The sequence below is a fragment of the Streptomyces sp. NPDC043854 genome (genome assembly GCF_056436005.1).
The window spans coordinates 1-25,978 of the sequence record NZ_JBWKDK010000076.1 but is presented as its reverse complement, the minus strand read 5'-3'; the positions used below and the strand labels follow the sequence as shown (position 1 = coordinate 25,978).

The 25,978-nt window shown below is 75.4% G+C and carries 21 protein-coding genes and 1 pseudogene; 15 read left to right on the top strand and 7 right to left on the bottom strand.

Annotated features, from left to right (window positions below):
• Positions 1 to 235 precede the first annotated feature (235 nt).
• Positions 236 to 1,246 (bottom strand): GlxA family transcriptional regulator, encoded by a 1,011-nt coding sequence (locus tag AC068A_RS34710; protein WP_478590275.1) that lies wholly within the window; start codon positions 1,244 to 1,246, stop codon positions 236 to 238.
• Between the two features lie 71 nt (positions 1,247 to 1,317).
• Between AC068A_RS34710 and AC068A_RS34705 the strand changes: the two genes are divergently transcribed.
• The 4 genes from AC068A_RS34705 to AC068A_RS34690 all read left to right on the top strand — a co-directional run bounded on the left by AC068A_RS34705 (position 1,318) and on the right by AC068A_RS34690 (position 5,513).
• Positions 1,318 to 2,316 carry an NADP-dependent oxidoreductase gene (locus tag AC068A_RS34705; RefSeq protein WP_478590274.1) on the top strand — a complete coding sequence of 333 codons (999 nt, stop codon included), beginning with the start codon at positions 1,318 to 1,320 and terminating at the stop codon, positions 2,314 to 2,316.
• A gap of 64 nt (positions 2,317 to 2,380) precedes the next feature.
• On the top strand, positions 2,381 to 3,049 hold the full coding sequence (locus AC068A_RS34700; protein ID WP_478590273.1) for an alpha/beta fold hydrolase: 669 nt from the start codon (positions 2,381 to 2,383) through the stop codon (positions 3,047 to 3,049).
• 210 nt (positions 3,050 to 3,259) lie between these two features.
• Positions 3,260 to 4,384: a CapA family protein gene (locus tag AC068A_RS34695; protein WP_478590272.1), complete on the top strand. Its 1,125-nt coding sequence runs from the start codon at positions 3,260 to 3,262 to the stop codon at positions 4,382 to 4,384.
• A gap of 148 nt (positions 4,385 to 4,532) precedes the next feature.
• On the top strand, positions 4,533 to 5,513 hold the full coding sequence (locus AC068A_RS34690) for a nucleoside hydrolase (protein ID WP_478590271.1): 981 nt from the start codon (positions 4,533 to 4,535) through the stop codon (positions 5,511 to 5,513).
• 96 nt (positions 5,514 to 5,609) lie between these two features.
• Here the strand turns inward: AC068A_RS34690 and AC068A_RS34685 are convergent, their stop codons facing one another.
• Positions 5,610 to 6,092, bottom strand: coding sequence for a Rieske (2Fe-2S) protein (locus AC068A_RS34685; protein ID WP_478590270.1), 483 nt, complete (start codon positions 6,090 to 6,092; stop codon positions 5,610 to 5,612).
• Positions 6,093 to 6,243: 151 nt separating this feature from the next.
• Here AC068A_RS34685 and AC068A_RS34680 point away from each other — a divergent pair.
• From AC068A_RS34680 to AC068A_RS34665, 4 genes and pseudogenes are all read left to right on the top strand, one after another.
• Positions 6,244 to 6,780, top strand: a pseudogene (locus AC068A_RS34680) (TQO small subunit DoxD); the annotation flags it as partial.
• A 274-nt stretch (positions 6,781 to 7,054) separates the two neighbouring features.
• Positions 7,055 to 8,449, top strand: coding sequence for an NADP-dependent succinic semialdehyde dehydrogenase (locus tag AC068A_RS34675; RefSeq protein ID WP_478590269.1), 1,395 nt, complete (start codon positions 7,055 to 7,057; stop codon positions 8,447 to 8,449).
• A 104-nt stretch (positions 8,450 to 8,553) separates the two neighbouring features.
• Positions 8,554 to 9,897 (top strand): MFS transporter, encoded by a 1,344-nt coding sequence (locus tag AC068A_RS34670; RefSeq protein ID WP_478590268.1) that lies wholly within the window; start codon positions 8,554 to 8,556, stop codon positions 9,895 to 9,897.
• Positions 9,894 to 11,099 (top strand): anhydro-N-acetylmuramic acid kinase, encoded by a 1,206-nt coding sequence (locus AC068A_RS34665; RefSeq protein WP_478590267.1) that lies wholly within the window; start codon positions 9,894 to 9,896, stop codon positions 11,097 to 11,099. The genes AC068A_RS34670 and AC068A_RS34665 overlap by 4 nt, the downstream gene beginning before the upstream one ends.
• Positions 11,100 to 11,151: 52 nt before the next feature.
• Here the strand turns inward: AC068A_RS34665 and AC068A_RS34660 are convergent, their stop codons facing one another.
• The 5 genes from AC068A_RS34660 to AC068A_RS34640 form a co-directional block, all read right to left on the bottom strand.
• Positions 11,152 to 11,886: an SOS response-associated peptidase gene (locus tag AC068A_RS34660; RefSeq protein WP_478590266.1), complete on the bottom strand. Its 735-nt coding sequence runs from the start codon at positions 11,884 to 11,886 to the stop codon at positions 11,152 to 11,154.
• A 364-nt stretch (positions 11,887 to 12,250) separates the two neighbouring features.
• Positions 12,251 to 13,477: an FAD-dependent monooxygenase gene (locus AC068A_RS34655; RefSeq protein ID WP_478590265.1), complete on the bottom strand. Its 1,227-nt coding sequence runs from the start codon at positions 13,475 to 13,477 to the stop codon at positions 12,251 to 12,253.
• A gap of 154 nt (positions 13,478 to 13,631) precedes the next feature.
• On the bottom strand, positions 13,632 to 15,272 hold the full coding sequence (pgm, locus tag AC068A_RS34650) for a phosphoglucomutase (alpha-D-glucose-1,6-bisphosphate-dependent) (RefSeq protein ID WP_478590264.1): 1,641 nt from the start codon (positions 15,270 to 15,272) through the stop codon (positions 13,632 to 13,634).
• Positions 15,273 to 15,437: 165 nt separating this feature from the next.
• A complete protein-coding gene (locus tag AC068A_RS34645; protein ID WP_478590263.1) occupies positions 15,438 to 16,394 on the bottom strand; it encodes a CHAD domain-containing protein in 957 nt (318 codons plus the stop codon).
• A 188-nt stretch (positions 16,395 to 16,582) separates the two neighbouring features.
• A complete protein-coding gene (locus AC068A_RS34640; protein ID WP_179173396.1) occupies positions 16,583 to 16,993 on the bottom strand; it encodes an organic hydroperoxide resistance protein in 411 nt (136 codons plus the stop codon).
• 126 nt (positions 16,994 to 17,119) lie between these two features.
• Here AC068A_RS34640 and AC068A_RS34635 point away from each other — a divergent pair, with 126 nt between their 5' ends.
• From AC068A_RS34635 to AC068A_RS34605, 7 genes are all read left to right on the top strand, one after another.
• On the top strand, positions 17,120 to 17,593 hold the full coding sequence (locus AC068A_RS34635) for a MarR family winged helix-turn-helix transcriptional regulator (RefSeq protein WP_478590262.1): 474 nt from the start codon (positions 17,120 to 17,122) through the stop codon (positions 17,591 to 17,593).
• Between the two features lie 75 nt (positions 17,594 to 17,668).
• Positions 17,669 to 18,055, top strand: a complete 387-nt coding sequence (locus tag AC068A_RS34630) for a VOC family protein (RefSeq protein ID WP_478590261.1) — start codon at positions 17,669 to 17,671, stop codon at positions 18,053 to 18,055.
• Positions 18,056 to 18,409: 354 nt separating this feature from the next.
• A complete protein-coding gene (mdlC, locus tag AC068A_RS34625) occupies positions 18,410 to 20,017 on the top strand; it encodes a benzoylformate decarboxylase (protein ID WP_478590260.1) in 1,608 nt (535 codons plus the stop codon).
• A gap of 41 nt (positions 20,018 to 20,058) precedes the next feature.
• Positions 20,059 to 21,465: an FAD-binding oxidoreductase gene (locus tag AC068A_RS34620; RefSeq protein ID WP_478590259.1), complete on the top strand. Its 1,407-nt coding sequence runs from the start codon at positions 20,059 to 20,061 to the stop codon at positions 21,463 to 21,465.
• A complete protein-coding gene (locus AC068A_RS34615; RefSeq protein WP_478590258.1) occupies positions 21,462 to 22,895 on the top strand; it encodes a cytochrome P450 in 1,434 nt (477 codons plus the stop codon). The genes AC068A_RS34620 and AC068A_RS34615 overlap by 4 nt, the downstream gene beginning before the upstream one ends.
• A 76-nt stretch (positions 22,896 to 22,971) precedes the next feature.
• On the top strand, positions 22,972 to 24,327 hold the full coding sequence (locus AC068A_RS34610; RefSeq protein ID WP_478590257.1) for an alpha/beta hydrolase: 1,356 nt from the start codon (positions 22,972 to 22,974) through the stop codon (positions 24,325 to 24,327).
• Between the two features lie 41 nt (positions 24,328 to 24,368).
• Positions 24,369 to 25,978 (top strand): peroxidase family protein (locus AC068A_RS34605; RefSeq protein ID WP_478590256.1); only part of this gene is annotated, 1,610 nt, incomplete at its 3' end.

Sequence of the window (25,978 nt, the reverse complement as noted above, 5' to 3'; positions counted from 1 at the left end):
TTGGGTCGGGGTGGGGTGGGCGTCTTCCGGGGGCGGTGCCTCCACTTTTTTGTTGGCCCGCCCCCTCCCCCAGGGGGTCCCCCGCGCCGCCGCCGGGGCACGGCCGTGCCCCGGCGGACCCCGTTCCGTCCCGCCCGCAAGGCCCGGGGCCGCCGGCGGCCCGGGGCGCGGGGGCGGCCCGGCGCGCGGGGAAACGTCAGCGCCCCCCGTCAACGCCCGTCGTCAGCATCCGGCGTCAACGCCCGGCGCCGCCGGACGCCTTGGCACGGAAGGTCTGCCGGTACGCCAGCGGCGCCACGCCGATCGTCAGCGCCATGTGCCTGCGCAGGGACGCGCCGGTGCCCAGCCCCGCCTCCTCGGCGATCCGGTCCACCGGCAGGTCGGTGGCCTCCAGCAGGCGCCGGGCGTGCTCGATGCGCTGCCGGGTCAGCCACTGGCCGGGCGTCATCCCGACCTCGTCGCGGAACCGGCGCGAGAAGGTCCGCACGCTCATCCCCGCGTGCCGGGCCAGCTCCGCCAGTGCGAGGGGGCGGCCGAGCCGGCCCAGGGCCCACTCGCGGGTGGCCGAGGTGCTCGTCCGCGCCGCGTCCGGGACGGGGCGCTCGATGAACTGGGCCTGGCCGCCCTCCCGCCACGGCGGGACGACGCACAGCCGGGCGACCCGGTTGGCGACGACGCTGCCGTGGTCGCGGCGCAGCAGGTGCAGGCAGAGGTCCAGGCCCGCGGCGACCCCGGCGGCCGTGAGGACCCGGCCCCCGTCCACGAACAGCACGTCGGCGTCCACCTCCACCCGGGGGAAGGCGCGCTGGAAGTGCTCCGCCTCGTTCCAGTGGGTGGTGGCGCGGCGGCCGTCGAGCAGGCCCGCGGTGGCCAGGACGTACGAGGCGGTGCACATCGAGACGATCCGCGCGCCGGCGGGCAACCGGTCGAGAACGGCGGCGAGTTCGGGGGGCAGCCAATCACGCTCCGCGGGGTCGCTGCCGTCCGCTCCGGGGCCGCAGACGAACGGCGGGATGACGAGGGTGCCGGCGGTGGCGACCGCCTCGGCGCCGTGCTCCACGGTGATGGCGAAGTCGGCGCTGGTGCGGACCGGACGGCCGTCGAGGCTGCACGTCAGGACCTCGTACAGCGGTGTGCCGTCGGGGCTTTCGGCCGTACCGAAGATCCGTACCGGGATGGTCATCTCGAACGGGTAGACCCCGTCGAGGGCCAGGACGACGACCCGGTGCATGCGCTCAGCAGTCATGGCCGGATGTTTGCAGATCATGGCAGTCCGGCCACTCGTTCCACCGGATCCCGCGCAGCAGGCTTGATCACATGACGACGACACAGACCCCCGCAGCCCCGGCCCGGCAGATGCGGGCCGTCACCCAGACCGGATTCGGCGGCCCCGAAGTCCTCCGCCTCACCACCGCCGGCCGGCCCGAACCCGGGCCCGCCGAAGTGCTCGTTCGGATCCACGCCACGGCGGTCAACCCCACCGACGTCTGGCACCGCGCGACCGGCGGCCTCGCCGGCACCGACGTGCCGCCCGTCCCGCTCGGCTGGGACCTGTCGGGCACCGTCGAGGCCGTCGGGATCGGCGTCACTCTCTTCCGCCCCGGCGACGAGGTGTTCGGCATGCCCCGGCACCCCGCCCCCGCCGGCACGTACGCCGAGTACGCCACCTCCCCCGCCCGGCACCTCGTCCACAAGCCGGCCGCCCTCGACCACGTGGCCGCCGCCGCCCTCCCGCTGGCGGGACTGACCGCATGGCAGGCCCTCGTGGACACCGCAGAGGTGCAGCCGGGGCAGCGGGTCCTCGTCCACGCGGCGGCAGGCGGGGTCGGACACCTCGCCGTGCAGATCGCCAAGGCGCGGGGGGCGTACGTGATCGGCACCGCGAGCGCGGCCAAGCACGGCTTCGTCCGCTCCCTCGGCGCCGACGAGACCGTCGACTACCGCACGACGGACTTCGCGGAGGCGGTCTCGGACGTCGACGTCGTCGTGGACACCATCGGCGGCGCGTACGGCCCGCGCTCGCTGCGCACCCTGCGCCCCGGCGGCATCGTGGTCTCCCTCGCCTCCCCGGCGGAGGCGGCCCTCGCCGACGAGGCGCACCGGCTCGGCGTCCGGGCCGTGTTCATGGCGGTGGAGGCCGACCGGGCGGGCATGCAGGCACTCGCGGACCTCGTCGAGCGGGGCGAACTCCGCCCGCACGTCGCGGAGGTGCTGCCGCTCGCGCAGGCGGCCGAGGCGCACGAGCTCTCCCAGTCCGGCCGCACGAGCGGCAAGATCGTCCTGACCACGCCGGCCCAGGCCCCCGACCACGCCTGACCGGGGCCCCCCTTCCCTTCTTCCCCTTTCTTCCGCTTCTTCTCTTCCTTCTCAGGAGTCCGCGATGACGACGTACGTACTCGTTCCCGGGGCCTGGCACGGCGCCTGGACCTTCGAACCACTCGCCCGCGAGCTGCGCCGCGCCGGGCACGAGGCCTACCCGCTGACCCTGACCGGCCTCGGCAGCCGAAAACACCTGCTGACCGCCTCGGTGAACCTGGACACCCACATCGACGATCTGGTGAACCTCCTGGCCGACGAGGAGGTGGCCGACGCCGTCCTGGTCGGGCACAGCTACGGCGGCATGGTCATCACCGGCGCCGCGGACCGGGTTCCGGACCGCGTGAAGGGCCTGGTGTACGTGGACGCGATGGTGCCCGAGGACGGCCAGTCCACCTGGTCGCTGGTCACGGAGAACGAGCGCGCCTGGTACCTGAACGGCACCGGCCGGAACGGCTACACCAGCGCCCCGCTGCCCTTCTTCGACCCGCGCGCCACCCCGCACCCGCTGGCCTCGCTGCTCCAGGCGGTACGGCTGGAGGGCGACCTGGCCCGGTTCGCCGCGAAGTCGTACGTCTACGCCACGCAGTGGCCGACGCCGTCGCCCTTCACGGGCCTGTACGAGCGGCTGAGCGGCCTGCCGGACTGGCGGACGTACGCCGTGGACAGCGGCCACAACGTGATGCGCGACGCCCCGGAGGAGCTGCTGAAGGTGCTCCTGGAGCACGGCTGATCCGGCCGGGGCCTGCGGCGGAGCCGACGGGGCGTCCCGGCCCGGGGAGGGGGCGTCCCGGCCCGGGGAGGGGGCGTCCCGGCCCGGGGAGGGGGCGTCCCAGCCCGGGGAGGGGGCGTCCCAGCCCGGGGAGGGGGCGTCCCAGCCTGGGGAGGCGGGCGTCCCGGCCCGGGGGAGGTCCAGCCCGGGGAGACGTCCTAGCCTGGGGATATGGGTGCCGACGCGGTCACGGTGTTCCTGTGCGGCGACGTCATGCTCGGTCGCGGCGTCGACCAGGTCCTGCCCCGCCCGGGTGATCCGGAGCTGCGGGAGGGGTACATCAGGGACGCCCGCGACTACGTGGGGCTGGCGGAGGCGGTGAACGGGCCGCTCCCGCCCCTCCCGGTCGGCTTCGACTGGCCGTGGGGCGACGCCCTCGAGGTGCTCGACGCGGCCGCGCCGACCGCCCGCGTGATCAACCTCGAGACCTCCGTCACCCGGAGCGACGACTTCGCCCCCGGCAAGGCGGTCCACTACCGGATGCACCCGGAGAACCTGCCCTGCCTGGCGGCCGCCCGCCCCGACGTGTGCGTCCTGGCCAACAACCACGTCCTGGACTTCGGCCGCCGCGGGCTGCGCGAGACGCTCCGTACGCTGTCCCGCGCCGGGCTGCGGACGGCCGGGGCGGGCAGCGACGCCGCCGAGGCGGCCGCACCGGCCGCCGTCCCGCTCGGCGGCGGACGCCGCCTGCTGGTGTTCTCGTTCGGGATGCCCTCCAGCGGCATCCCGGCCGACTGGGCCGCGACCCGGGACCGGTCCGGGGTGGCGTACGTCGGCGATCCCGGCGCGGCGGCGGCACGCGAACTCACGGAGCGGATACGGCAGGAGAAGCGGCCCGGGGACCTCGCGGTGGCCTCGGTCCACTGGGGGTCCAACTGGGGCTACACGGTCCCCCGCGACCACACCTCCTTCGCCCACTCGCTCGTCGACGGCGGCGCGGACCTCGTGCACGGCCACTCCTCGCACCACCCCCGCCCGCTGGAGCTGTACCGGGGCCGGCTGATCCTGCACGGCTGCGGCGACTTCATCGACGACTACGAGGGCATCAGCGGATACGAGCAGTACCGCGACGACCTGCGCCTGCTCTACCTGGCCTCCCTGGACCCGGACACGGGCCGGCTCGCCGGCCTCGGGATCACCGCCTTCCAGGCACGCACACTGCGCCTGTGGCTCGCCTCGCCGGAGGACTCCCGCTGGCTGCGGGAGCTCCTGGACCGGATCGGCTCGGGCCTGCGCATCCGGGACGACGACGCCGCAGCCGGACCGCCGCACACCTGGACGCTCGTCCCGTCCTGAGGCGACGCTCCGACCCCGTCCTGCGAAGTGCCCGGCAGCCCGGCCGATCTGACGCGCCGACGGGCCCCGGGCCGCCCGGGCCCGCTGGCCCCTTCCACCCCCCGAGGGCAGACTGATCACGCCGGGATCAGCGATCCGAGGAGTCTCGATGCCCGTACCGTCCGCGCCTGACGCGGCTGCCACACCAGCCGTACCGATCATCATCGACTGCGACCCCGGGCACGACGACGCCCTCGCGATCATGCTGGCGGCGGGCGACCCGGCCGTGGAACTGCTCGCCCTCACCACCGTCGCGGGCAATCAGACGCTCGCCAAGACCACCCTGAACGCGCAGCGGGTCTGCACGGTCGCCGGCATCACCGGAGTACCCATCGCGGCGGGCTGCGACCGGCCGCTGGTCCAGCCGCTGGTGGTGGCCGACGACGTGCACGGTGTGTCCGGCATGGACGGTCCGGAGTTCCCGGAGCCGGCGGTGGACGTGGTGCCGGAGCACGCCGTGGACCTGATCCACCGGATCCTCACCAGCCGCCCCGAGCCGGTGACCCTGGTCCCGACCGCCCCGCTGACCAACATCGCGCTGCTGCTGACCCGTTACCCGCAGGACGCCGCCCGGATCCGCGAGATCGTCCTCATGGGCGGCTCGACGGAGCGCGGCAACCGGACCCCGGCCGCCGAGTTCAACATCCAGACCGACCCGGAGGCCGCCGACATCGTCTTCCGCAGCGGCGTCCCGCTCACCATGTGCGGCCTCAACGTCACCCACCAGGCGCTCGCCACGCCCGAGGTGGTGGCCCGCTTCGAGGCCCTGGGCACCGAACTCGGCAGGATCTGCGCCGGGCTGCTGACCTTCTTCGCATCCACCTACCGCGAGCTGTACGGGTTCCCGGACCCCCCGCTGCACGATCCCGTGGCGGTGGCCAGGGTGATCGACCCGGGGATCGTGCACTGCGTGGACGCCAACGTCGCGGTGGAGCTGGCCGGCCGGTACACGCGGGGTGCGACCGTCGTCGACCTGCACGGCCGCACGGACCGGCCGGTGAACGCGCGGGTGGCGACGTCCCTGGACGCGGACCGGTTCTGGGACCGGGTGGTCGCCGCGGTCTCCGCGCTCGGTGCCCCCGCCCCCTGACGGGGGCCGCGGGGGCGGGAGGTGGCGGCGGTACGGTCCCGGCCGCCGCCACCCCGCGGCCGTCGCGCCCGGCCGCGGCCGCAGAACCCGCCTCCGTCAGGCGAGGGTGATGCTGTCGCCGGCCACGGTGATGCGGGCGGGCGCGAGCGGGCTGGTCGCGGGGCCGCCGGCCACCGTGCCGTCGGACACCTTGAACAGGCTCTGGTGGCAGGGGCAGACGATCTTCCCGTCCTTCACGGAGGCGACCGAGCAGCCCGCGTGCGTGCAGGTCGCCGAGAAGGCCTTGAACTGGCCCGCGGTCGGCTGGGTCACCACGACCTTCTGGTCCTTGAACACCTTGCCGCCGCCGACCGGTATGTCCGCGGTGCGTGCGAGGGCCTTCCCGCCGCCCGCGGGAGCCGGGGCTGCGGCCGAGCCGGCCGGCTGCGGGGCGCCCGCATCGGAGCCGGCCGGGGCCGGGGCGTTCTGCGCGCCGGAGGCATCGGAGCCGCCGTCGGCGCCGCAGCCGCTCAGGGCCGCGCCCGCCAGGGAGGCGGCGCCCGCCGCGAGGACCGTGCGACGGCCTGTGGTGTTGCCCATACCGTGTCTCCTTCTTCGTCCCGGAAACGGACCGGGGCATCGTATGTCTCCCCGGCCTCAACAGGAACACGCCAATCCGCCGTGGCCGGTTCAACGCTTCCTCACATCGGATGTGATCGAACCGCGGCGGGCCCCGCGCCGTGTGCAGCGTATGAACACCTCGACGAACGCCTCGACGAACGCCTCGGCGAACAGCTCGGCGAACGCCTCGGCGCCCACGTTCACTTCCGTCGTGCGCGGACACGCGGCCCGCCACGCCCTCCTGCCGCTGCGGCTCTTCCTCGGCCTGACCTTCGTCTACGCCGGCCTGGACAAGCTGACCGACCCGGCCTTCCTGTCGGCCGCCGGCGACGGCTCGATCGGGCAGCAGATGCAGTCCGTACGGGATGCCTCGGCCCTGCCCGGCCTGGTCGACCTGGCGCTGGGCGACCCGGTCGCCTTCGGCTTCGCGATGGCCATCGGCGAGCTGGCCGTCGGGCTGGGGGTGCTCGCCGGCCTGCTGACCCGGGTCGCGGCGCTCGGCGGGAGCCTGATCTCGCTGAGCCTGTGGCTGACCGTCAGCTGGGCGGCGACCCCGTACTACCACGGCAACGACCTGGCCTACCTGATGGCATGGACCCCGCTGGTGCTCGCCGGCGCTCCCGCCCTGTCCCTGGACGCGGTCCTGCTGCGGCGCCGCAGGCGGCGGCTCGCCCCGGCGGCCGGGCCGGAGCTGCCGGGCCCGCTCCGCATCCGGCGCCTCCAGGAGGAGGAGGTGCGGGGTGTGCCCGCCGCGGTGCGGGGCGTGTCCGCCCGGGTGTGAGGCGGGCTGCCGCCGGCCGCGCGCTCGCCCGTACGCGGCCCCGCTCCCGCGCGGTACGCGCGCCGCGTTGCGCGGGTGTGCCCCAGCGGGCAGGGTCGGGGAGGCGGTCGCCGGCCGACAAGGAGGGCCGGGGCCGAGGCGACACGGACGAGGAGCCAGGATGCCGATTGCCACGGTGAACCCCGCGACGGGCGAGACGGTCCGCACCTTCGACACGCTGGGGCCCGACGGCATCGAGCGGTGCCTCGCCGATGCCGCGCACGCCTTCGACTCGTACCGCAAGACGAGCTTCGCCGAGCGGGCGGCGCTGCTGCTGCGCGCCGCCGACCTGCTGGAGGGGGACAACGAGGACATCGCGCGGACCATGACCACCGAGATGGGCAAGCCGCTGGCGGCGGCCCGCGCCGAGGCCGCGAAGTGCGTGAAGGCCATGCGCTGGTACGCCGAGCGGGCCGAGGGCCTGCTCGCCGACGAGGTGCCCGCCGATTCCGACGTCCGCGACAGCGGGGCCAGGGCGGTACGCGCCCACTACCGGCCGCTCGGGGTGGTCCTCGCCGTCATGCCGTGGAACTTCCCCCTCTGGCAGGTCGTACGGTTCGCCGCGCCCGCCCTGATGGCCGGGAACGTCGGTCTGCTCAAGCACGCCTCGAACGTCCCCCAGACGGCCATCTACCTCGGCGACCTCTTCGAGCGCGCCGGCTACCCGCACGGCTGCTTCCAGACCCTGCTGATCGGATCCGACGCCGTGGAGGGGGTGCTGCGCGACCCACGGGTCGCCGCGGCCACACTGACCGGCAGCGAACCGGCCGGGCGCGCGGTCGCCTCGGCGGCGGGCGACGAGGTCAAGAAGACGGTCCTGGAGCTGGGCGGCAGCGACCCGTACGTGGTGATGCCGTCGGCCGACATCGCGCGGGCCGTCCGCACGGCGATCACCGCGCGGGTGCAGAACAACGGGCAGTCCTGCATCGCCGCCAAGCGGTTCATCGTGCACGCCGACGTGTACGACGAGTTCGCGGAGCGCTTCACCGCCGGCATGGCGGCGCTGAACGTCGGCGACCCGATGCGGGAGACCACGGACGTCGGCCCGCTCGCCACCGAGAAGGGCCGCGCCGACCTGGAGGAGCTCGTCGACGACGCGGTGCGCGGCGGGGCGGAGATCCTGTGCGGCGGGCGCCGGCCGCCGGGCCTGGAGCAGGGCTGGTACTACGAGCCGACCGTGCTCGCCGGCATCACCCCGGACATGCGCATCGACCTGGAGGAGACCTTCGGGCCCGTCGCGACGCTCTACCGGGTGGCGGACCTCGACGAGGCGGTGGCGCGGGCCAACCACACGCCGTTCGGGCTCAGCTCGAACGTGTGGACCCGCAGCGACGAGGACATCGCGCGGTTCGTCCGCGACCTCCAGGCGGGCGGCATCTACGTCAACGGCATGACCGCCTCGCACCCCGCCCTGCCGTTCGGCGGCGTCAAGCGGTCGGGCTACGGCCGGGAGCTGTCCGGGCACGGGATCCGCGAGTTCTGCAACGTCACCACGGTCTGGCAGGCGGCCGGCTGACCCGAGCCGTCCCCCGCCCCCTCTCACCCGCCCGTCCGCCGCCGTTCTGCTGAACCGCGGCCTCCGCAGGCATCGGGCGGGCGCCGAGGGGGCACGGAGCACGGGTGAGTCCTCTCGAACTGCGTCCGGCTATCGCCGACGCCCGTACTGCCCGGTCCCGGCGGGCGCTGCTCGCCGGCTGTGTCGGCAACCTCGTCGAGTGGTACGAGTTCGGCGTCTACGGCTGCCTGGTCACGGTCATCGCGGACAACTTCTTCGCCACCGGCGGCCCGGCCGGCGGGGCCGGAGCACTCGTCGCGACGTACGCCTCCTTCGCGCTCGCGTTCTTCTTCCGGCCCGTCGGCGCCCTGCTCTTCGGGCGGCTCGGCGACCGGGCCGGCCGGCTGACCGCCCTCGTCGTGTCCGTCACCGTCATGACCCTGGCCACCACCGCGATCGGGCTGCTGCCGACGCGGGACGCGATCGGCGTGGCCGCACCCGTCCTGCTGACCGTCCTGCGGGTGCTGCAAGGGCTCTCCGCGGGCGGCGAGTTCGGCGGTGCGGTCTCCCTGATGACGGAGCACGCGCCCCCGGGCCGCCGCGGCCTGCACGGCGCGTTCCAGTCCTTCACCGTCGCGCTCGGCCTGCTGGCCGGGGCCGCCACGGCCGCCCTCCTCGCGACCGTGCTGCCGACCGCGGCGCTGTACGAGTGGGGGTGGCGGATCCCGTTCCTGCTGGCCCTGCCGCTGGGGGCGGTGGCGCTGTGGCTGCGCACCCGGCTGGAGGAACCGCCGGCCCCCGTCCCGGCCGCCCCGGTGGCCGGGGCCGGCCCGGACCCCGCCGGCTGGCTCCCGCGCGCCGGGGCCCCGGGCCCGGCATCGGTGGCGCACGCCGTCGTGCTCGGCATCGGCCGGGTCATGGGCTGGTCGGCGGCCGGCTACACCTTCCTCGTCGTCCTGCCGTCCCACCTGCAGGCCGTTCTGGGCACCTCCGTACGGGACGCCCTGCTCGCCACCGCCCTCGCCAATCTCGGCTTCGCGGCGGCCATCCTGCCCGCCGGGGCCCTCAGCGACCGGATCGGCCGCCGCCCGGTGATGGTCTTCGGGGCCCTGTCGGTGGTCCTGCTCGCCTTCCCGCTGCTGCGCCTGCTCCAGTCGCCCGCTGCGGGGCCGGGGGCCAAGGCCGGGACGGTGCTGCTTGCCGGGGCGCTGGTCGGCCTGCTGGCCGGGCCGGGGCCGGCGATGCTCGCCGAGATGTTCCCGCGCCGGATCCGCTGCACGGGCCTGGGCGTGGCCTACGCCCTGTCCAACGCGGTGTTCTCCGGCTGTGCGGGCCTCGTCATCACCGCGCTGACCGCCCGGACCGGCAGCCCGGACGTGCCCGCCTTCTACGCGGCCGGGGCGTGCGCGGTGAGCGCCGCCGCGCTGCTGACGCTGGGCGGCGAGGACCATCGGGAGCCCCTGCGATGAGGGTGGTCGGACTGATGTCGGGGACCTCGTACGACGCCATCGACGCGGCGGCCGCCGACCTGGAGCTGTCCGGCGGCGGAGACGGGGACGGAGACGCCGGCACCCTGCACCTGACCCCGCTGGGCATGGTCGGCGACCCGTACCCGGACGAGGTCCGCGGCGCCCTCGCCGCCGCCCTGCCGCCCGCCCGCACCACCCTGGCCGAGGTCTGCCGCCTCGACACGCGGATCGGGCAGGCCTTCGCCGCGGCGACGGTCCGCGCCGACCGCGAACTGTGCGGGGGACGGGCCGAGCTGGTCGCCTCGCACGGGCAGACGGTGTTCCACTGGGCCGAGGCGGGCCGGGTGCACGGCACCCTCCAGCTGGGCGAGCCGGCCTGGATCGCCGAGGTCAGCGGCTGTCCGGTCGTCTCCGGGTTCCGGCCGCGGGACGTGGCGGCGGGCGGGCAGGGCGCGCCGTTGGTGAGCCTGGTGGACCTGATGCTGCTGCGGGGGCGGCCCGGGGTGCCCGCCGCCCTGAACATCGGGGGCATCGCCAACCTCACGGTGCTGCCCGCCGGCGGCGATCCGGTGGCCTTCGACACGGGACCGGGCAACGCGCTCGTCGACGCCGCGGTCCGGGACCTGACCGGCGGGCGGCTGGCGTACGACGAGGGGGGTGCGCTCGCCGCGGCGGGGCGGGTCCACGAGCCGCTGCTGGAGCGGCTGCTCGCGGAGCCGTACTACCGGCTGCCGCCGCCCCGGACGACCGGGAAGGAGCTGTTCCACGCGGGCTACCTGCGGGCCGTCCTGGCGGGGTGCGCGGGGCCGGCGCCCTCGCCGCAGGACCTCGTGGCCACGCTGACGCGGCTGACCGCCCGTACGGTGGCGGGTGCGCTGCGCCCGCTGCGGGCCACCGAGGTCTTCGCGTCCGGCGGAGGGGTCCGCAACCCGGTGCTGATGGGGATGCTCCGCGAGGAGCTGGCGGGGTGCGCGGCCGTGCGCGGCTCGGAGGAGCTGGGCCTGCCCGCGGCGGCGAAGGAGGCGTACGCGTTCGCCGTCCTCGGCTACCTCACGCTGCACGGGCTGCCGGGCAACGCCCCCGGGTGCACCGGGGCGGGCGGGCCGCGGGTGCTGGGCTCGCTGACGCCGGGCCGGCGCCCGCTCCGGCTGCCCGCGCCCCCTGCCCGGGCACCGCACGCCCTGGTGGTACGGGAGCCGTGAGCACGCCCTGGTGGTACGGGATGCCGTGAGCACGGGCGGGGGGCGGGGCGGTTCAGGGCGCGGGAGCCAGTTCCAGGAGGTGGGGGCCGTTGTTGCGGACGCTGTTGACGGCGGTGGAGACCGGGCGGACCTCCAGCCGGCCGTCCGCCGGCGTGTGGAGCAGGGCGCGCAGCGCGTCGACGTCCTGGTGGGCGGGGTCGAGCCAGGCCTCGTAGTCGCGGGGGTCCAGGGCGAGCGGCATGCGGGGATGGATCCGGCCGGCCGCGTCGACGGCCTCGGTGGTGATGACCGCGGCGGTGGCGAGCCAGGCGTCCGGGTCGTCCTCGCCGGTGACGGCCGGGTCGCGCCAGAACTCGTACAGTCCGGCCATGGCCATCACCGAGGCGTTCTCGGGGGCGATGAAGTACGGCTGCTTGTACGCCTTCGCCGTGGCGGTGGCGGGCACGGACTCCCACTCGTAGAAGCCGTCGGCGGGCAGCAGGCAGCGGCGGCGGGTGAAGGCGCGGCGGTAGGCCGGCTTCTCGTGGACCGTCTCCATCCGTGCGTTGATCATCCGGGCGCCGCCGGAGGCGTCCTTCGCCCAGGAGGGGACCAGGCCCCACCGCAGGGTGCGCAGCCGGCGCTCGGGGGTTCCGGTGTCGCGGTCGGGGCGTTCGAGAACGGCCCAGACGGGGTCGGTGGGGGCGACGTTCCAGCTCGGTGCGAGCGTCTCCCGGGGATCCCAGCGGGCCTCGAACAGGCCGGCGAGGTCTTCGGGGGCGCGGGATGAGGCGTAGCGTCCGCACATGGCATCCACTGTGCCACCTCGGCCGCCGCGTCCGGCGCACCGGCCGCACCCGCCGTGCCGGTGCCGGTCCGGTACCGGACCGGTGCCGCGGGCGCGGGGAACAAGGAGGGGTACGTGCCCGCAGCCACCGGGGCGACCGCCCGGGCCGCTCACCGCAGGCGGCCGCCGTCTCCAGCGTAGGCCGAGGTGCGGCACCGCGGACAGGGGAGCCGCCGCCGGTTCCCCACCCCGCCCCTTCCCCCGGCCACCGCCGGGAGGTGCCCCCGGCGCGGGCTGGATTTTGCCGCTGCCCGGCAATTCCGGCCCCGCCGGCGTTTGAGGCGCGGGGTCCGGGGCAGAGCTCCCGGTTTGGACCGCCGGTGGGTCAGCGGGTCATGGCCCGGCCGCCGATGTCCGCGGCGCCCGCCAGCTGGTCCTGCCACCAGGAGCGTGCCGCACGCCCGTCCATGGCCGCCCAGGCCGGGGTCCGCTCCACCTGGGCCCGCCCCAGGCGGCGGGCCAGGGCCACCAGCTCCCGGCCCGCCGCGCCGCGCGAGGCCCGGTACGCCGACAGCAGCTCGGCCCAGGACCCGGCGGCGCGCCAGGCCGCCTCGAACGCGGTGGCGTCCTGGAGGGCCTTGGCGGCACCGCTGGTGTTGTGGGGGCGCACCACGCTCGCCGCGTCCCCCGCGAGCAGCAGCCGCCCGGCGGTGATGCGGTCGGCGGCCAGGTCGTAGATGGGCTGGACGTGGATGTCGCGGGGCTCGGTGAGCCCCAGGACCCGGGCCCAGTAGGGCGGGAACCGCCGGTCCAGGACCTCGTCGAGGTGGGCGGTGAGCTGCTCCGTGACCCGGCCGGGAGGGAAGCTCGTGGGGTCGTCGTACGGCAGCCGGCCGGCCTGCGGGGGCGTGGCGTACAGGACCCAGTTGACGCGGAGCCCGTCCGGGCCGGGAATGCGGTAGACCACGCAGCTGCCGCCGGGGAAGCACACGGTGGCGACCGTGTCGGAGGGCCAGGTGTCGGCGCCGGCGGCGGGCAGCCGCGCGGCGTCGAGGTTGCCGCGCCAGCAGACGTACCCGGCGTACGTCGGCAGGTGGTCCGGGCAGACGGCCTCGCGCACCACGGACCGGTAGCCGTCGGCGCCGACCACCAGGTCGTACTGTTCGACGGCACCGTCCGCCAGCCGTACCTCGGCCTGGCCGCCGGCGGCTTCGGGCGCGTCGGCGACGCCGGCCACGGCCGCGCCCTGCCGGTAGGCCACCGACCGCGGGGTGGCCTCGCGCAGCCCGCGCCACAGCAGGCCCCAGTGGTAGGAGTGGAACGGGAACGGCTGCTCCCAGAACACCCGCCCGGCCGGGCCGGCCGCGTCGTCCCGGACCAGCCACCGGCGGCGGGCCAGCGGGTGTGCGGCGATCCCGGCGGGCAGTGCGCCGGTCGCGGCCAGTTCGGCGGCCCGGTCGTCGTGGACGCACAGCCCGACGCCGCGGTCCGCGAGGCGGCCCCGGGTGCGTTCGAGCACGGACACCTCGTCCGCTCCGGCGCGTGCCGCCGCCGAGGCGAACGCACAGCCCGCGATGCTCCCGCCGACCACCGCGACCCTGCCACCCCGCATGGCTGCTCCCTCCGTGCCCGGCTCGGATCCGGCCCGCCACCCTAGGCGAGGGCGGGACGGTGACGGTCGGTTTTCGGACGTCCCGTCGGGCGTCCCGTCGGGTGCCCCCCGGGGACGGCCGGGAGTCCGGTCGGGCGCGGAGGGCCCGGGCGCGTCAGCCGCCCAGCGCGGCCGACACGACCGACCTGGCCTCCTGCTGGACGCGGCCCAGGTGGTCGGGGCCGAGGAAGGACTCGGCGTAGATCTTGTACACGTCCTCGGTGCCGGAGGGGCGGGCCGCGAACCAGGCGTGCTCGGTCGCCACCTTGATGCCGCCGATCGCGGCCCCGTTCCCGGGCGCGTGCGTCAGGACGGCGGTGACCTGCTCCCCCGCCAGGGTGTCGGCCGTGACCTGCTCGGGCGACAGGCGGGCGAGGACCGCCTTCTGCTCCCGGTCGGCGGGGGCGTCGATGCGGGCGTAAGCGGGCTCCCCGAAGCGCTCGGTGAGGCGGGCGTACCGCTGGCTGGGGGTCTGCCCGGTGACGGCCAGCATCTCCGAGGCGAGCAGGGCGAGGATGATGCCGTCCTTGTCGGTGGTCCACACGGATCCGTCGCGGCGCAGGAAGGAGGCCCCGGCGGATTCCTCGCCGCCGAAGCCGAGGGTGCCGGCGGAGAGCCCGTCGACGAACCACTTGAAGCCGACGGGTACTTCCACCAGTTCGCGGCCCAGGTCGGCGGCGACCCGGTCGATCATCCCGGAGGAGACCAGCGTCTTGCCGACCGCTGCCCGCTGCGGCCACTGCTCGCGGTGGCGGTAGAGGTAGTCGATGGCGGTGGCCAGGTAGTGGTTGGGGTTCATCAGGCCGCCGTCGGGGGTGACGATGCCGTGCCGGTCGGCGTCGGCGTCGTTCCCGGTGGCGATCTGGAACCGGTCGCGGCCCTCGATCAGGGAGGCCATCGCGTACGGGGAGGAGCAGTCCATGCGGATCTTGCCGTCCCAGTCCAGCGTCATGAACCGCCAGGTGGGGTCGGTGTGCGGGTTGACGACGGTGAGGTCGAGGCGGTGCTCCTCGGCGATGCGCTGCCAGTACGCCACGGAGGCGCCGCCGAGCGGGTCGGCGCCGATGCGCACGCCCGCGACGCGTACGGCGTCGAGGTCCAGGACGGAGGGCAGGTCGCGCACGTACGCGCCGAGGTAGTCGTACGTGCCGGTGGTCGCGGCGGCCCGGGCGCGGGCGTACGGCATCCGGCGGACCTCCTTCAGGCCGCCGGTGATGATCTCGTTGGCGCGGTCCTGGATCCAGCCGGTGGCGTCGGAGCCGGCCGGTCCGCCGCTCGGCGGGTTGTACTTGAACCCGCCGTCCGCGGGCGGGTTGTGGGAGGGGGTGACGACGACGCCGTCGGCCAGGCCCGAGGTGCGGCCCCGGTTGTGGGTGAGGATGGCGTGGGAGACGGCCGGGGTGGGCGTGTAGCCGTCGGCGCTGTCGACGAGGACGGTGACCCCGTTGGCGGCGAAGACCTCCAGGGCGGTCACCCGGGCGGGTTCGGACAGCGCGTGGGTGTCCGCGCCGAGGAAGAGCGGCCCGTCGATGCCCTGCTGCGCCCGGTACTCACAGATCGCCTGGCTGGTCGCGGCGATATGGTCCTCGTTGAACGCGGTGGCGAGGGAGGAGCCGCGGTGCCCGGACGTGCCGAAGGCGACGCGCTGGGCGGGGTCCGCCGGGTCGGGGTGCAGGGCGTAGTACGCGGTGACGAGCCGGGCGACATCGATCAGATCGCCCGGGCCCGCCTGCTGCCCTGCTCGTTCGTTCGGCATGTGCCGGCTCCTCCGTACTGGTCCAAAGAGACAACACCGGCCATTGTGTCGTCCCCGGATGGTGCCCGCACAGGCGGCCCCCGGCCGTGTTCCCGCTCCTCGGCGCCCGCCCGCGCCCCCGGCTCTCCCGTACCCCGGCGGTTCCGGTTCCGGCTTGGCGGCGGGTCAGCGGCCGGGGGCCAACGCGGCGAGCTCGCGGTGCAGCACGGCCAGGCGGGCCTCCACGGCGGCGGCAGCGGCCCACTCGTGCTCCGTCAGCTCGCGCAGCGCGTCGCGGACTTCGGCGTCCGGCGCCTCGTCCAGCCAGGGTGCGACCGTGCGGCGGCAGACGGTGCTGTCCTGGTGCTCGCCGAGCGCGTCGTGGAGCGCCCCGAGGACGCGCAGCGGGCTCCGGAGCAGCCCCGGGTACGCGCGGGCCACGCTGCGGCCGGTGTCCAGTACGGGTTTGGCGGCCTTGCGCACCTCGTGCAGCTCGTCCGCCCGGGTCTCGGGGTCCGTGATGGCCGCGGCCGCGGCGAAGTCCTCGACCAGCGCCGGCCAGGCCGCGCAGAACCAGTCGCCGAATCCCCCGGCGGGGCCCTGCGGGACCGGGGCGTCGGCCCGCGCGTCGAGCTCGGCGACGAGGGCCCGGTAGCGGGGCCCGTCGAGGACGGCGAGCAGCTCGCGGCGGGCCGGGCCGCGCGACTCCTCCAGGCGCAGCAGCGTCCAGCGGGCTGGGCGGCCGGCCATGGGGGCGTGTGCGGCGACCCGGTGGGCCGTCTCGTCGAAATGCCGGACGCGGCCCAGGTGTTCGTTGAGCCAGGTGAACTCCCCCGGCAGCCCGCCGGGCAGCCCGCCGGGCTGCGCGTCGGACTGCGCGTCGGACTGCGCGTCGGACTGCGCGTGGGGCTGGGCGTCGGACGCCGTGCCGGCGGGTGTCCCCGCCCCCGGTGCCGTGGCCGGCGCCGCCGGTGTGCCCGACTGCTCCAGCGCGTGCCAGACGCTGCGCAGGCGGCGCGAGGCGGTGCGCATCACCTTCACCGCCCCCGGCCGGTCCCGGCGCACGAGCGGTTCGCGCGAGACCAGCCTGTCCCGTTCCCGCTGTACGTACGCCCCGACGGCCGCCGCGGCCTTCGCCCTCATCAGCGTTCCCTCCCCCAGGTGGCGTGCGCGCCGGCCGGCCGGTCCGGGCCGGAGCCGCCCATGGTGGGCACGGTCTACCCGAGGGGCGCCGTGGCGAAAACCGGGCGCGGGCAGTGCCCCCGATCGGGTCACGGGGGTGATGGCCGGGTGACGGTGGCGGCGGCCGCGGTGACGGCCGGCCCCGGTGGCTACTCGATGACGAGCTCGACCGGGATGTTGCCGCGGGTCGCCTTGGAGTAGGGGCAGACCTCGTGCGCCTGCTTGACCAGCAGCGCCCCCGTCTCGCCGGCGAGGGACTCGGGGAGCTCGACGCGCAGCGTGACGGCCAGGCCGAAGCCGGTGCCGTCCTTGCCGATGGAGGTCTCGGCGGTGACGGACACCTCGCCGGTGTCGACCTTCGCCTGCCGGCCGACCAGGCCGAGGGCGCTGGCGAAGCAGGCCGCGTAGCCGGCGGCGAAGAGCTGCTCGGGGTTGGTGCCCTGGCCGTTGCCGCCGAGGGCCGGGGGCATGGCGAGCGCGAGGTCGATCTGGCCGTCGGAGCTGACCGTGCGGCCCTCGCGGCCGTTGGCGGTGGCGACAGCGGTGTACAGCGCGTCCATCGGGGTTCCTCTCCATGGTGGTTCCTGTGTGCCGGCCGGTGTCCGGCTGACGTCCACCACTAGAGCACACAATTCAATTGTGCACAACTGAATGGCTCGCGAGTCACACCGCGTACACTGGCCGGCATGAGCGAGCAGCCCACCGAAACCCTCCGCGAAGAGGACTTCCTCCGCCTGGACGGCCAAGTCTGCTTCGCCCTGAACGCGGCGAGCCGGGCCTTCGGCGGCGTCTACCGGGCGATCCTCAAGGACCTCGGCCTGACCTACCCCCAGTACCTGGTGATGCTGGTGCTCTGGGAGCACGGCACCACGCCCGTCAAGGAGCTCGGCAACCGCCTGCGACTGGACTCGGGAACCCTCTCCCCCCTGCTCAAGCGGCTCGAGGCCGCGGGGCTGATCCGCCGCGAGCGCAGCACCGAGGACGAGCGTTCCGTCCACGCCGTCCTCACCGGGGCCGGCACGCAGCTGCGCGCCCGCGCGGTGGAGGTCCCGCGCCGCATCGCCGCCGCCACCGGCTTCGACCTCGCCGAGCTCCGGGACCTCCAGACCCGCCTGCACCGCCTCACCGCCGCGCTGGACGCGGCCGCCCTGGAGGTGTGACGGGGGGCCGGAGCCGGAGGGGCCCGCCGCGGAGGAAAGCCCGCCCGAGCCGGCCGCCGGGCGTAGATTCGCGCCATGGTGCATGTACTGGGCAGCAGGATCCTGCTGTGCCCCACGGATCCCGAGCGCTCGCGCGCCTTCTACGGCGAGGTCCTGGGACTGGCCGTCTACCGGGAGTTCGGCACCGGCCCCGAGCGCGGCACGGTCTACTTCCTCGGCGGCGGCTTCCTGGAGCTGTCCGGCCGCTCCGCCACCCCGCCCGCGCCCGGGATGCGGCTGTGGCTCCAGGTCGCCGATGCGCAGGCGGCGTACGAGGAGTTGCGCGAGCGGGGGGCCGAGGTGCTGCGGCCGCCGCTGCGGGAGCCGTGGGGGCTGATCGAGATGTGGCTCGCCGATCCGGACGGGGTGGGCATCGCCGTGGTGGAGGTGCCGGAGGGCCATCCGCTGCGGTTCCGCCCGTGACCGCCGCCGACGCCGTCCGACGCCGTCGAGCACCGCCGAGCACCGCCGAGACCCGCCGGCCCCCCAAGGGCGCGGCCGGGCGCGCGGGCGCGTGCGGTCCGCGCCGGCCCCTGCGCCCGGCAATCCCGGTGCGCTCCACCGACGGAGTGAACGGGCCCGCCACCTACAGGAGGGACATCCGGCCGATCCCGTAGACGGCGCGTCAACCGGTCCGGTCGGCGCGGGCCCGCCAGGACTGCGATCGGCGATGTCGCGTAGCAGGTCCGCGGCGCCCGCGGAGGCCTTTTGTAAAGATCCACGCAGTGTGCTGGATTGATCACCGACAGTGCTCCCCTGCTGCGCGGAAGGATCCCCATGCGCACGGTTCGCGAATCAGTCCTGGACGTCCTACGGGCCCGTGGCATCACCACGGTCTTCGGCAACCCCGGTTCGACGGAGCTGCCGATGCTCAAGCAGTTCCCGGACGACTTCCGGTACGTCCTCGGCCTCCAGGAGGCCGTCGTCGTGGGGATGGCCGACGGTTTCGCGCTCGCCTCCGGCACGACCGCCCTGGCCAACCTCCACACCGGTCCCGGCACCGGCAACGCCATGGGCGCCGTCCTCAACGCCCGCGCCAACCGCACCCCCATGGTCGTCACCGCCGGCCAGCAGCACCGCGCCATGCTCACCCTGGAAGCGCTGCTCACCAACCCGCAGCCGACCCTCCTCCCCCAGCCCGCCGTCAAGTGGGCCTACGAGCCCCCGCGCCCCGCCGACGTCGCCCCGGCCCTGGCCCGCGCCGTCCAGCTCGCCGAAACCCCGCCCCACGGGCCGGTGTTCCTCTCCCTCCCCATGGACGACTTCGACGCGGAGCTGACCGAGGAGGAGGACCGGGCGGCCGGCGCGGCGGCCGCCCGCCGGATCACGCACGCCGCCGCCCCCGACCCGGCCGCGGTCGCCGCCCTCGCGGACCGGATCTCCCGCGCCCGCTCCGCCGTCCTCGTCGTCGGCGACGACGTCGACGCCTCCGGCGCCTGGGACGCCGTGGTCGCGCTCGCCGAGCGCACGGCGCTGCCCGTCTGGGCGGCACCGATCTCCGCACGGGTCTCCTTCCCCCGCAACCACCCGCAGTTCCGCGGGGAGTTGACCGGGGCGATCGGCCCGCTGGGCCGGCAGCTGGAGGGGCACGACCTGGTCGTCGTCATCGGCGCGCAGGTGTTCCGCTACTACCCGTACGTCCCCGGCCGCCACCTGCCGGAGGGCACCGAGCTGGTCCTGCTGACCCGGGACGCCGAGGAGGCCGCCAAGGCCCCGGTCGGCGACGCCGTCGTCGCGGACCTGGCACTGGCCGCACGGGCGCTCGCGGACCGGCTCCCGGCCGCCGGGCCCGCGCCCGCCGCACCCCGCGAGCAGGTACTCCCGCCCGAGGCCGGCGACGGGCTCCTGACCCCGATCGCCGCCCTGCGGGCGGTCGCCCAGGGCGCCCCGGAGAACACCCTCTGGGTCAACGAATCGCCGTCCAACGTCCCGCAGTTCCACGAGGTGACCCGGATCTCCACGCCCGGCTCCTACCTGTTCTCCGCCGGCGGCGGGCTCGGTTTCGGTGCCGCGGCGGCCGTCGGGGCGCAGCTCGGCGCCCCGGACCGGCCCGTGGTGTGCGTCATCGGCGACGGCTCGGTCCACTACGCCGTCCAGGCCCTGTGGACCGCCGCCGCCTACCGGGTGCCCGTCACCTTCGTCGTCCTCAGCAACGCCCGCTACGCGATCCTCCAGTGGTTCGCGCAGCTCGAACACGCCCAGGGCGCCCCCGGCCTCGACATTCCCGGCATCGACATCACGGCCGTCGCGACCGGCTACGGGGTGCGTGCCCACCGGGCCCAGGGCGCAGGCGAACTCACCAAGCTCGTACGGGACTCGGCGGCCCAGCAGGACGGGCCGGTCCTCATCGACGTGCCCGTCACCACCGAGTTCCCCTCCCTCTGAGCCCGTCAGCGGCCACCCGCCCCGACCAACGGAAGGCCCGTATGCCACCCGAGACCCCCCTCCTGTCCCGTCTGCGCACCCTCCTGCCCGACCATGCCGACGTCCTGCACACCGATCCCGAGACCCTCTCGGCGCACGCCCGCGACGCGGCCCCCTTCTCCGAGGCGGGCCTCCCCGCCACCGTGGCCTTCCCGCGGACCGCCGAGCAGGTCCAGCACATCCTGCGCACCGCGTACGAGCTGGGCGTCCCCGTCGTCCCGCAGGGTGCCCGCACGGGCCTCGCGGGCGCCGCGAACGCGGTCGACGGCTGCATCGTGCTGAACACGGGCCGGATGGACCGCATCCTGGAGATCGACCCGGCCAACCGGCTGGTGCGCTGCGAGCCGGGCGTCGTCACCAAGCGGCTGAACGACGCCGTCGCCGAGCACGGGCTCGGCTATCCCCCGGACCCCGCCTCCTGGGAGCACTGCACCATCGGCGGGAACATCGCCACCGGCGCCGGCGGCATCTGCTGCGTGAAGTACGGGGTCACCGCGGACTACGTGCTCGGCCTGGACCTGGTCCTGCCCGACGGGCGGCGCATGCGCACCGGCCGCGACACCGTCAAGGGGGTCGCCGGCTACGACCTGACCCGCCTCCTCGTCGGCTCCGAGGGCACCCTCGCCGTCATCGTCGGCGCCACCCTGGCGCTGCGGCCCGTGCGGCCGCCGGCGCTCTCCCTGCTCGCGCAGTTCCCGAGCCTGGTGCAGGCCGGCGAGGCGGTCGCCGCGATCACCGCCGCGGGCCATGTCCCGTCGGCGCTCGAACTCCTCGACCGGGCCACGTCGCAGGCGGTCGCGAACCACGGGCACCCGCTGCTGGAGGCCGGCGCCGCCGCCACGCTGATCATCGAGAGCGACAGCGCCGATCCCGTCCGCGACCTGACCGCGATGACGCTGCTGTGCAAGGGGGCCGGGGCGCAGAACGTGGCCACCTCGTCCACCGCCGAGGAGTCCCGGCGGATCATCGAGGCCCGCCGGCTGGTCACCCCGGCGCTGGGGGCGTTCGCCGCGACGCTCGGAGGCAGGCCGACCGCCTTCATCGAGGACGTGGCCGTGCCGCGCTCCGCACTGGCCAAGTTCATGGGCACCATCGAGGAGATCGCGGCCCGGCACCGGCTGCGGATCTTCACCCTCGGGCACGCCGGCGACGGCAACCTCCACCCCACGGTCGTGTTCGACGAGTCGGACGCCGACGAGTTCCGCCGCGCCCAGACCGCGTACGACGACATCATGGCCGCCGGTCTGGCCCTCGGCGGCACCAGCACCGGCGAGCACGGCATCGGCACCCTCAAGCGGGAGTGGCTCACCCGCGAGCTCGACCCGGTCAGCCTGGAGCTCCAGTGCGGCCTCAAGCGCCTCTTCGACCCGAAGAACCTGCTCAACCCCGGCAAGGTCGTGGAGGCATGACCGAGGACTCCCCCGCAGCCGGTGCCGCCACGGCCCCGGCCACCGCGGCCGGTGCCGCGATCCCCGCGCCCTCCGCCCGTTCCGCCTCCACGCCCGCCCGCGCCGTGCCGCGACCCGCCCGGGCCGGCCGCGCCGAAACCGTCCGGTTCGCGGCGACGCACACCCTGCCCGCCTTCATCCGCGGGGCCTTCCACGTCCGGCCCAAGGTGGTCTCGGCGTACGCGGCCCTCGGCCAGCAGGGCTGGTCCGCGGCGACGCTGCGGGCCATGCGCGCCCGGCACGGCGGGGCGCCCGTCGAGGTGCGCGGACTGTCCGGGACGCTGCTGGTCCTGCTCGACCAGGCCGACGTCCGGCAGTTCTACGAGCTGCCGGTGCGCACCCTGGCCATGGACGCCCCCGACAAGTACCGGGGCCTGTCGCTGCTGGAGCCCACCGGGGTGATCTGCTCCCACGGCGACACCCGCGAGGACCGGCGCCGCATCAACGACGAGGTGCTCGCGTCGGACCGGCCGGTGCACCCCTCGTGCCGGGAGTTCCAGGCCCTGGTCGACGAGGAGGCGACCGCCCTGACCTGCGGCGGGGAGCTGGACTTCGCGCGGCTGCGCCGCACGGTGGCACGGCTCGGGCGCCGGATGGTCCTCGGCGATGCGGCGGCCGGTGACGAGGAGCTCGCCCGGTGGCTGCTGGCGATCCGCGAGGAGGCCAACTGGATGCGGATGCGCAAGGGGCGGGCCGCGGCCGCCGAGGCACTGTACGCGAAGGCGGCCGCCCGGGTCGAGGAGTACGCGGCCCGGGCCGAGCCGTACACCCTCGCCGCGCTCGCCCGCCGGCACCCGTCGGCCGCGGGCCCGGACGCCGCGCTGCTGGACCCGGTCGGGCAGGCCCACCACTGGCTGCTCGCCCTCGACACCGTCGGACCCACCGTCGCCCGGACCCTGCTGCTGCTCGCCGCCCACCCGGCCGAACAGGAGGCCGTCCGGGCCGAGATCGACGGCGGGGACCCGGAGCTGCCCCGGCTGCGGGCCTGCGTACGGGAGACGCTGCGGCTGTACCCGCTCGTGCCGGACCTGGTACGGGTCACCCGCGCCGAGACCGAGTGGCGCGGGCAGCGCTATCCGGCGGGGACGGCCGTGCTCGTGCCCGCGCTGTTCCACCAGCGGGACCCCGAACACGTCGCGGCCGCCCACCAGTTCGTCCCGGCGCGGTGGCTGCGCCCCGGGGCGGCGGACGACCCGGGACTGGCGCCGTTCAGCCACGGCGGCGGCCGCTGCCCGGGCGAGCACCTGGGGCTGCTGACGGCGGCGGCGGTGATCGCGGCGGTGCTGCGGGGCCACCGGGTCACCGGCGGCCGCCCTGCCCTGGACCCCTCCCTGGCACTGCCGGGCCTGCTCGGCTCGGCAGGCATCCGGCTCACCCTCGCCGCCCGCTGAACCCGAACGGCGTGCCCCGGGCCCGCGCGGCGCGCCACCCCTCCTTTCCACCCCCCATGCCCCGGAGGGCACCCGCATGACCGATGCCACGACCGCCGTCACCGGGCACGAACCGGACGTCGACTCCCTGCACCACATGTGCCGCCTGCTCGCCGAGGCCGCCGAAGGCGTGGGGGAAGCGTCCCGGTACGCGTCCGAACTCGCCCTCGGCGCCCGGCTGCCGCGGGCCGTCCGCGGCGGCGCAGCCCGGCGCGACCTACTGCGGACGATCACCGACCCCAAGGGCCTGGGCTGGGCCCCGCGCGGCCGCGGCCTCGCCGGGCTGGGCCGGCTCGTCGGCGTGTTCACCAGCCGGGAGAGCCTCGCGGTGACCCTGGCCGTGACGGGTCTGAAGGCCCGGATCCGGGCCGCCGCCGTCACCCACCCCGAGCTGCTCGGGGACCCCGACACCGCCCGCGTCCTCAGAGCCGTCGCGGAGGACCGCCAGCGCGAGGCGATCCGGGTCTTCCGTGCCATCCTCGGCCGCAAGGGCGCCGAGCGGACCTTCGCGCTGCTCGCCCCGGCGTTCGCCGACATCCTCGCCTGGAACGCGCTCACCGACGAGAACCCGCTGAACGACGCGGCCGGCTGGGAGGTCGCCACCGGCCGCACCCTGGCCGGCGCCGAACCGGTCCTCGGCATCGGCGCCCGGGTCTGGGCGTTCCTCGACCGCGGGCCCGGCCGGGCCGAGCCCTTCGTCCCCCCGGCCGGGTTCGCCGAGCGGCTCGACACCGGCGGCACCATCGCCGGGTACGTGCGGAACATCGGCGCGGTGGGCACCGACGGCACCCTGCTGGTCCAGCAGGTCGCCGGGCCCGACGGCGTGCAGCGGTACGTCGTCCAGCTCGCCGGGATGTCGGGGCTGAGCGGGGAGAGCCCCCAGGACCTGCTGGGCGCGGTCCACGCGGTGGCGCGGCCCGCCACCCCGTACTCCAGGGCCGTGTGCAAGGCGCTGCGCGGGGCCGTCCCCTCGGGCTGCGAGATCGCCCTGGTGGGCCACAGCCTGGGCGGGATCACCGCGATGAACCTGGCCGCCGACCGGGACTTCTGCGCGGTGTACCGGGTCACCCACGTGGTGGCGATCGGCTCCCCCATCGACGGCAAGCGGCCCGCCGACCCGCGGACGCGGGTGTGCTCGCTGGTGAACGAGCACGACGTGGTGCCCAGCCTGGAGGGCCGCTCCTCCGTGTCCCCGTACCGGCTTCCGGACCAGTTCACCGAGTTCACCTGGACCGACGACACGCATGCCTTCCCGCTGTGCCACGCCGCCGAGCGGTACGCGCACAACCTGGAGCACGACGTGCCCGCGGCGCGGGCGCACGTGGACGCCGAACTCGCCCCCTACCGGGGCCGGGTGACAGCGACCCGCCTCTTCCGCCTCTACGACCGCTGACCACCGACCACCGACCACCGACCACCGAGGACCACCACCACATGACCGACACCGCCTCCACCGATCAGTCCGGGTCGGCCCGGGGGAAGGCCGCACCGGCCCCGCGCGGCTCCGACTCCGGCTCCGGCTCCGGCTCCGGCTCCGCGGGGGTGCCCGGGCAGGCGGGCGCGGCCCGCCCGTCGCAGGCCCCCGGCTACGGCCCGCCGGGCCTCCTCGAACGCCTCGGGTCGGCCGCCTTCGCCCGGATCAACCGGACCCGGGAATGGCACGAACTCCCGCAGCCGCTCGCGCTGCTGAACCTGCGGGTGCTCCGCGACGACCTGCGCCGCCGGAACCTGCACGACACCCGCGGCGCCGGGGGCGAGCGCCGTCGCCGCCCCACCGCCGAACTCGCGCCGTTCCGCTCGTACGACGGCTCGGGCTACGACCCGTACGACGAGGACATGGGCCGGGTCGGCACCCGGCTCGACCGCAACGCCCCGCTCCACATGGTCTTCCCGGAGGGCGACGAGGGGCTGATGTCGCCGAGCCCGCGCGAGATCAGCAGGCAGCTGCTGGCCCGCAGGGGCTTCGTGCCGGCGCCCACGCTGAACCTGCTGGCGGCCGCCTGGATCCAGTTCGAGAACCACGGCTGGGCCAACCACGGCGACAACGAGGAGGCCGAGCCCTTCACCGTCCCGCTCGCCGCGGACGACGACTGGGCCGAGCAGGGCGGCGACTGCCCGATGCGGATCAGCCGCACCCGCCCCGACCCGGTCGCGCACACGGCGGCGGACGCCCCGCCGACGTACGAGAACACGGTCACCCACTGGTGGGACGGTTCGCAGGTCTACGGCTCGGACGAGGCCCGCTGCCGTTCGCTGCGGACGGGTGAGCACGGCAAGCTGATCGTCGAGGACGGCCGGCTGCCCACCGACCCGCGCCCGGGCCAGGAGTGCCTGGACCGGACCGGCATGAACAGCGACTACTGGACGGGGCTGTCGCTGCTGCACACGCTCTTCGCGAAGGAGCACAACTCCGTCTGCGACTTCCTGCGTTCGCACTATCCGACGTGGGGCGACGAGCGGCTCTTCCACACCGCCCGGCTGGTCAACACCGCCCTGATGGCGAAGATCCACACGGTGGAGTGGACGCCCGGCGTCCTCGACACCCCGGTCCTGAAGCGGGCGATGGACGCCAACTGGTACGGGGTGCTGCCGCGCTGGGTCCGCCGCACGTACGGGCGGGTCGGCAACGGCGAGATGCTCAGCGGCATCCTCGGCTCGCCGACGGACCACCACGCGGCGCCGTACTCGATGACGGAGGAATTCGTCTCCGCGTACCGGCTGCACCCGCTGATCCCGGACGAGCTGGTGGTCCGCGACCACCGCCGGGGCGCCGTCCGCGCCACCATCGGCTTCGACGAGATGCAGGGCGCCACCACCCGCACCGCGATCGACACGTTCGGCATGAGCGACCTGTTCGTCTCCTTCGGCACCGCCCACCCCGGCGCCCTGGTCCTGCACAACCACCCGGACGCGCTGCGCAACCTGGTCCGGCTGACGGGCGAGCACATCGACCTCGGCACCGTCGACATCCTCCGCGACCGCGAACGCGGCATCCCCCGCTACAACGCCTACCGGCAGATGCTGCGCAAGCGGCCCGTCACCTC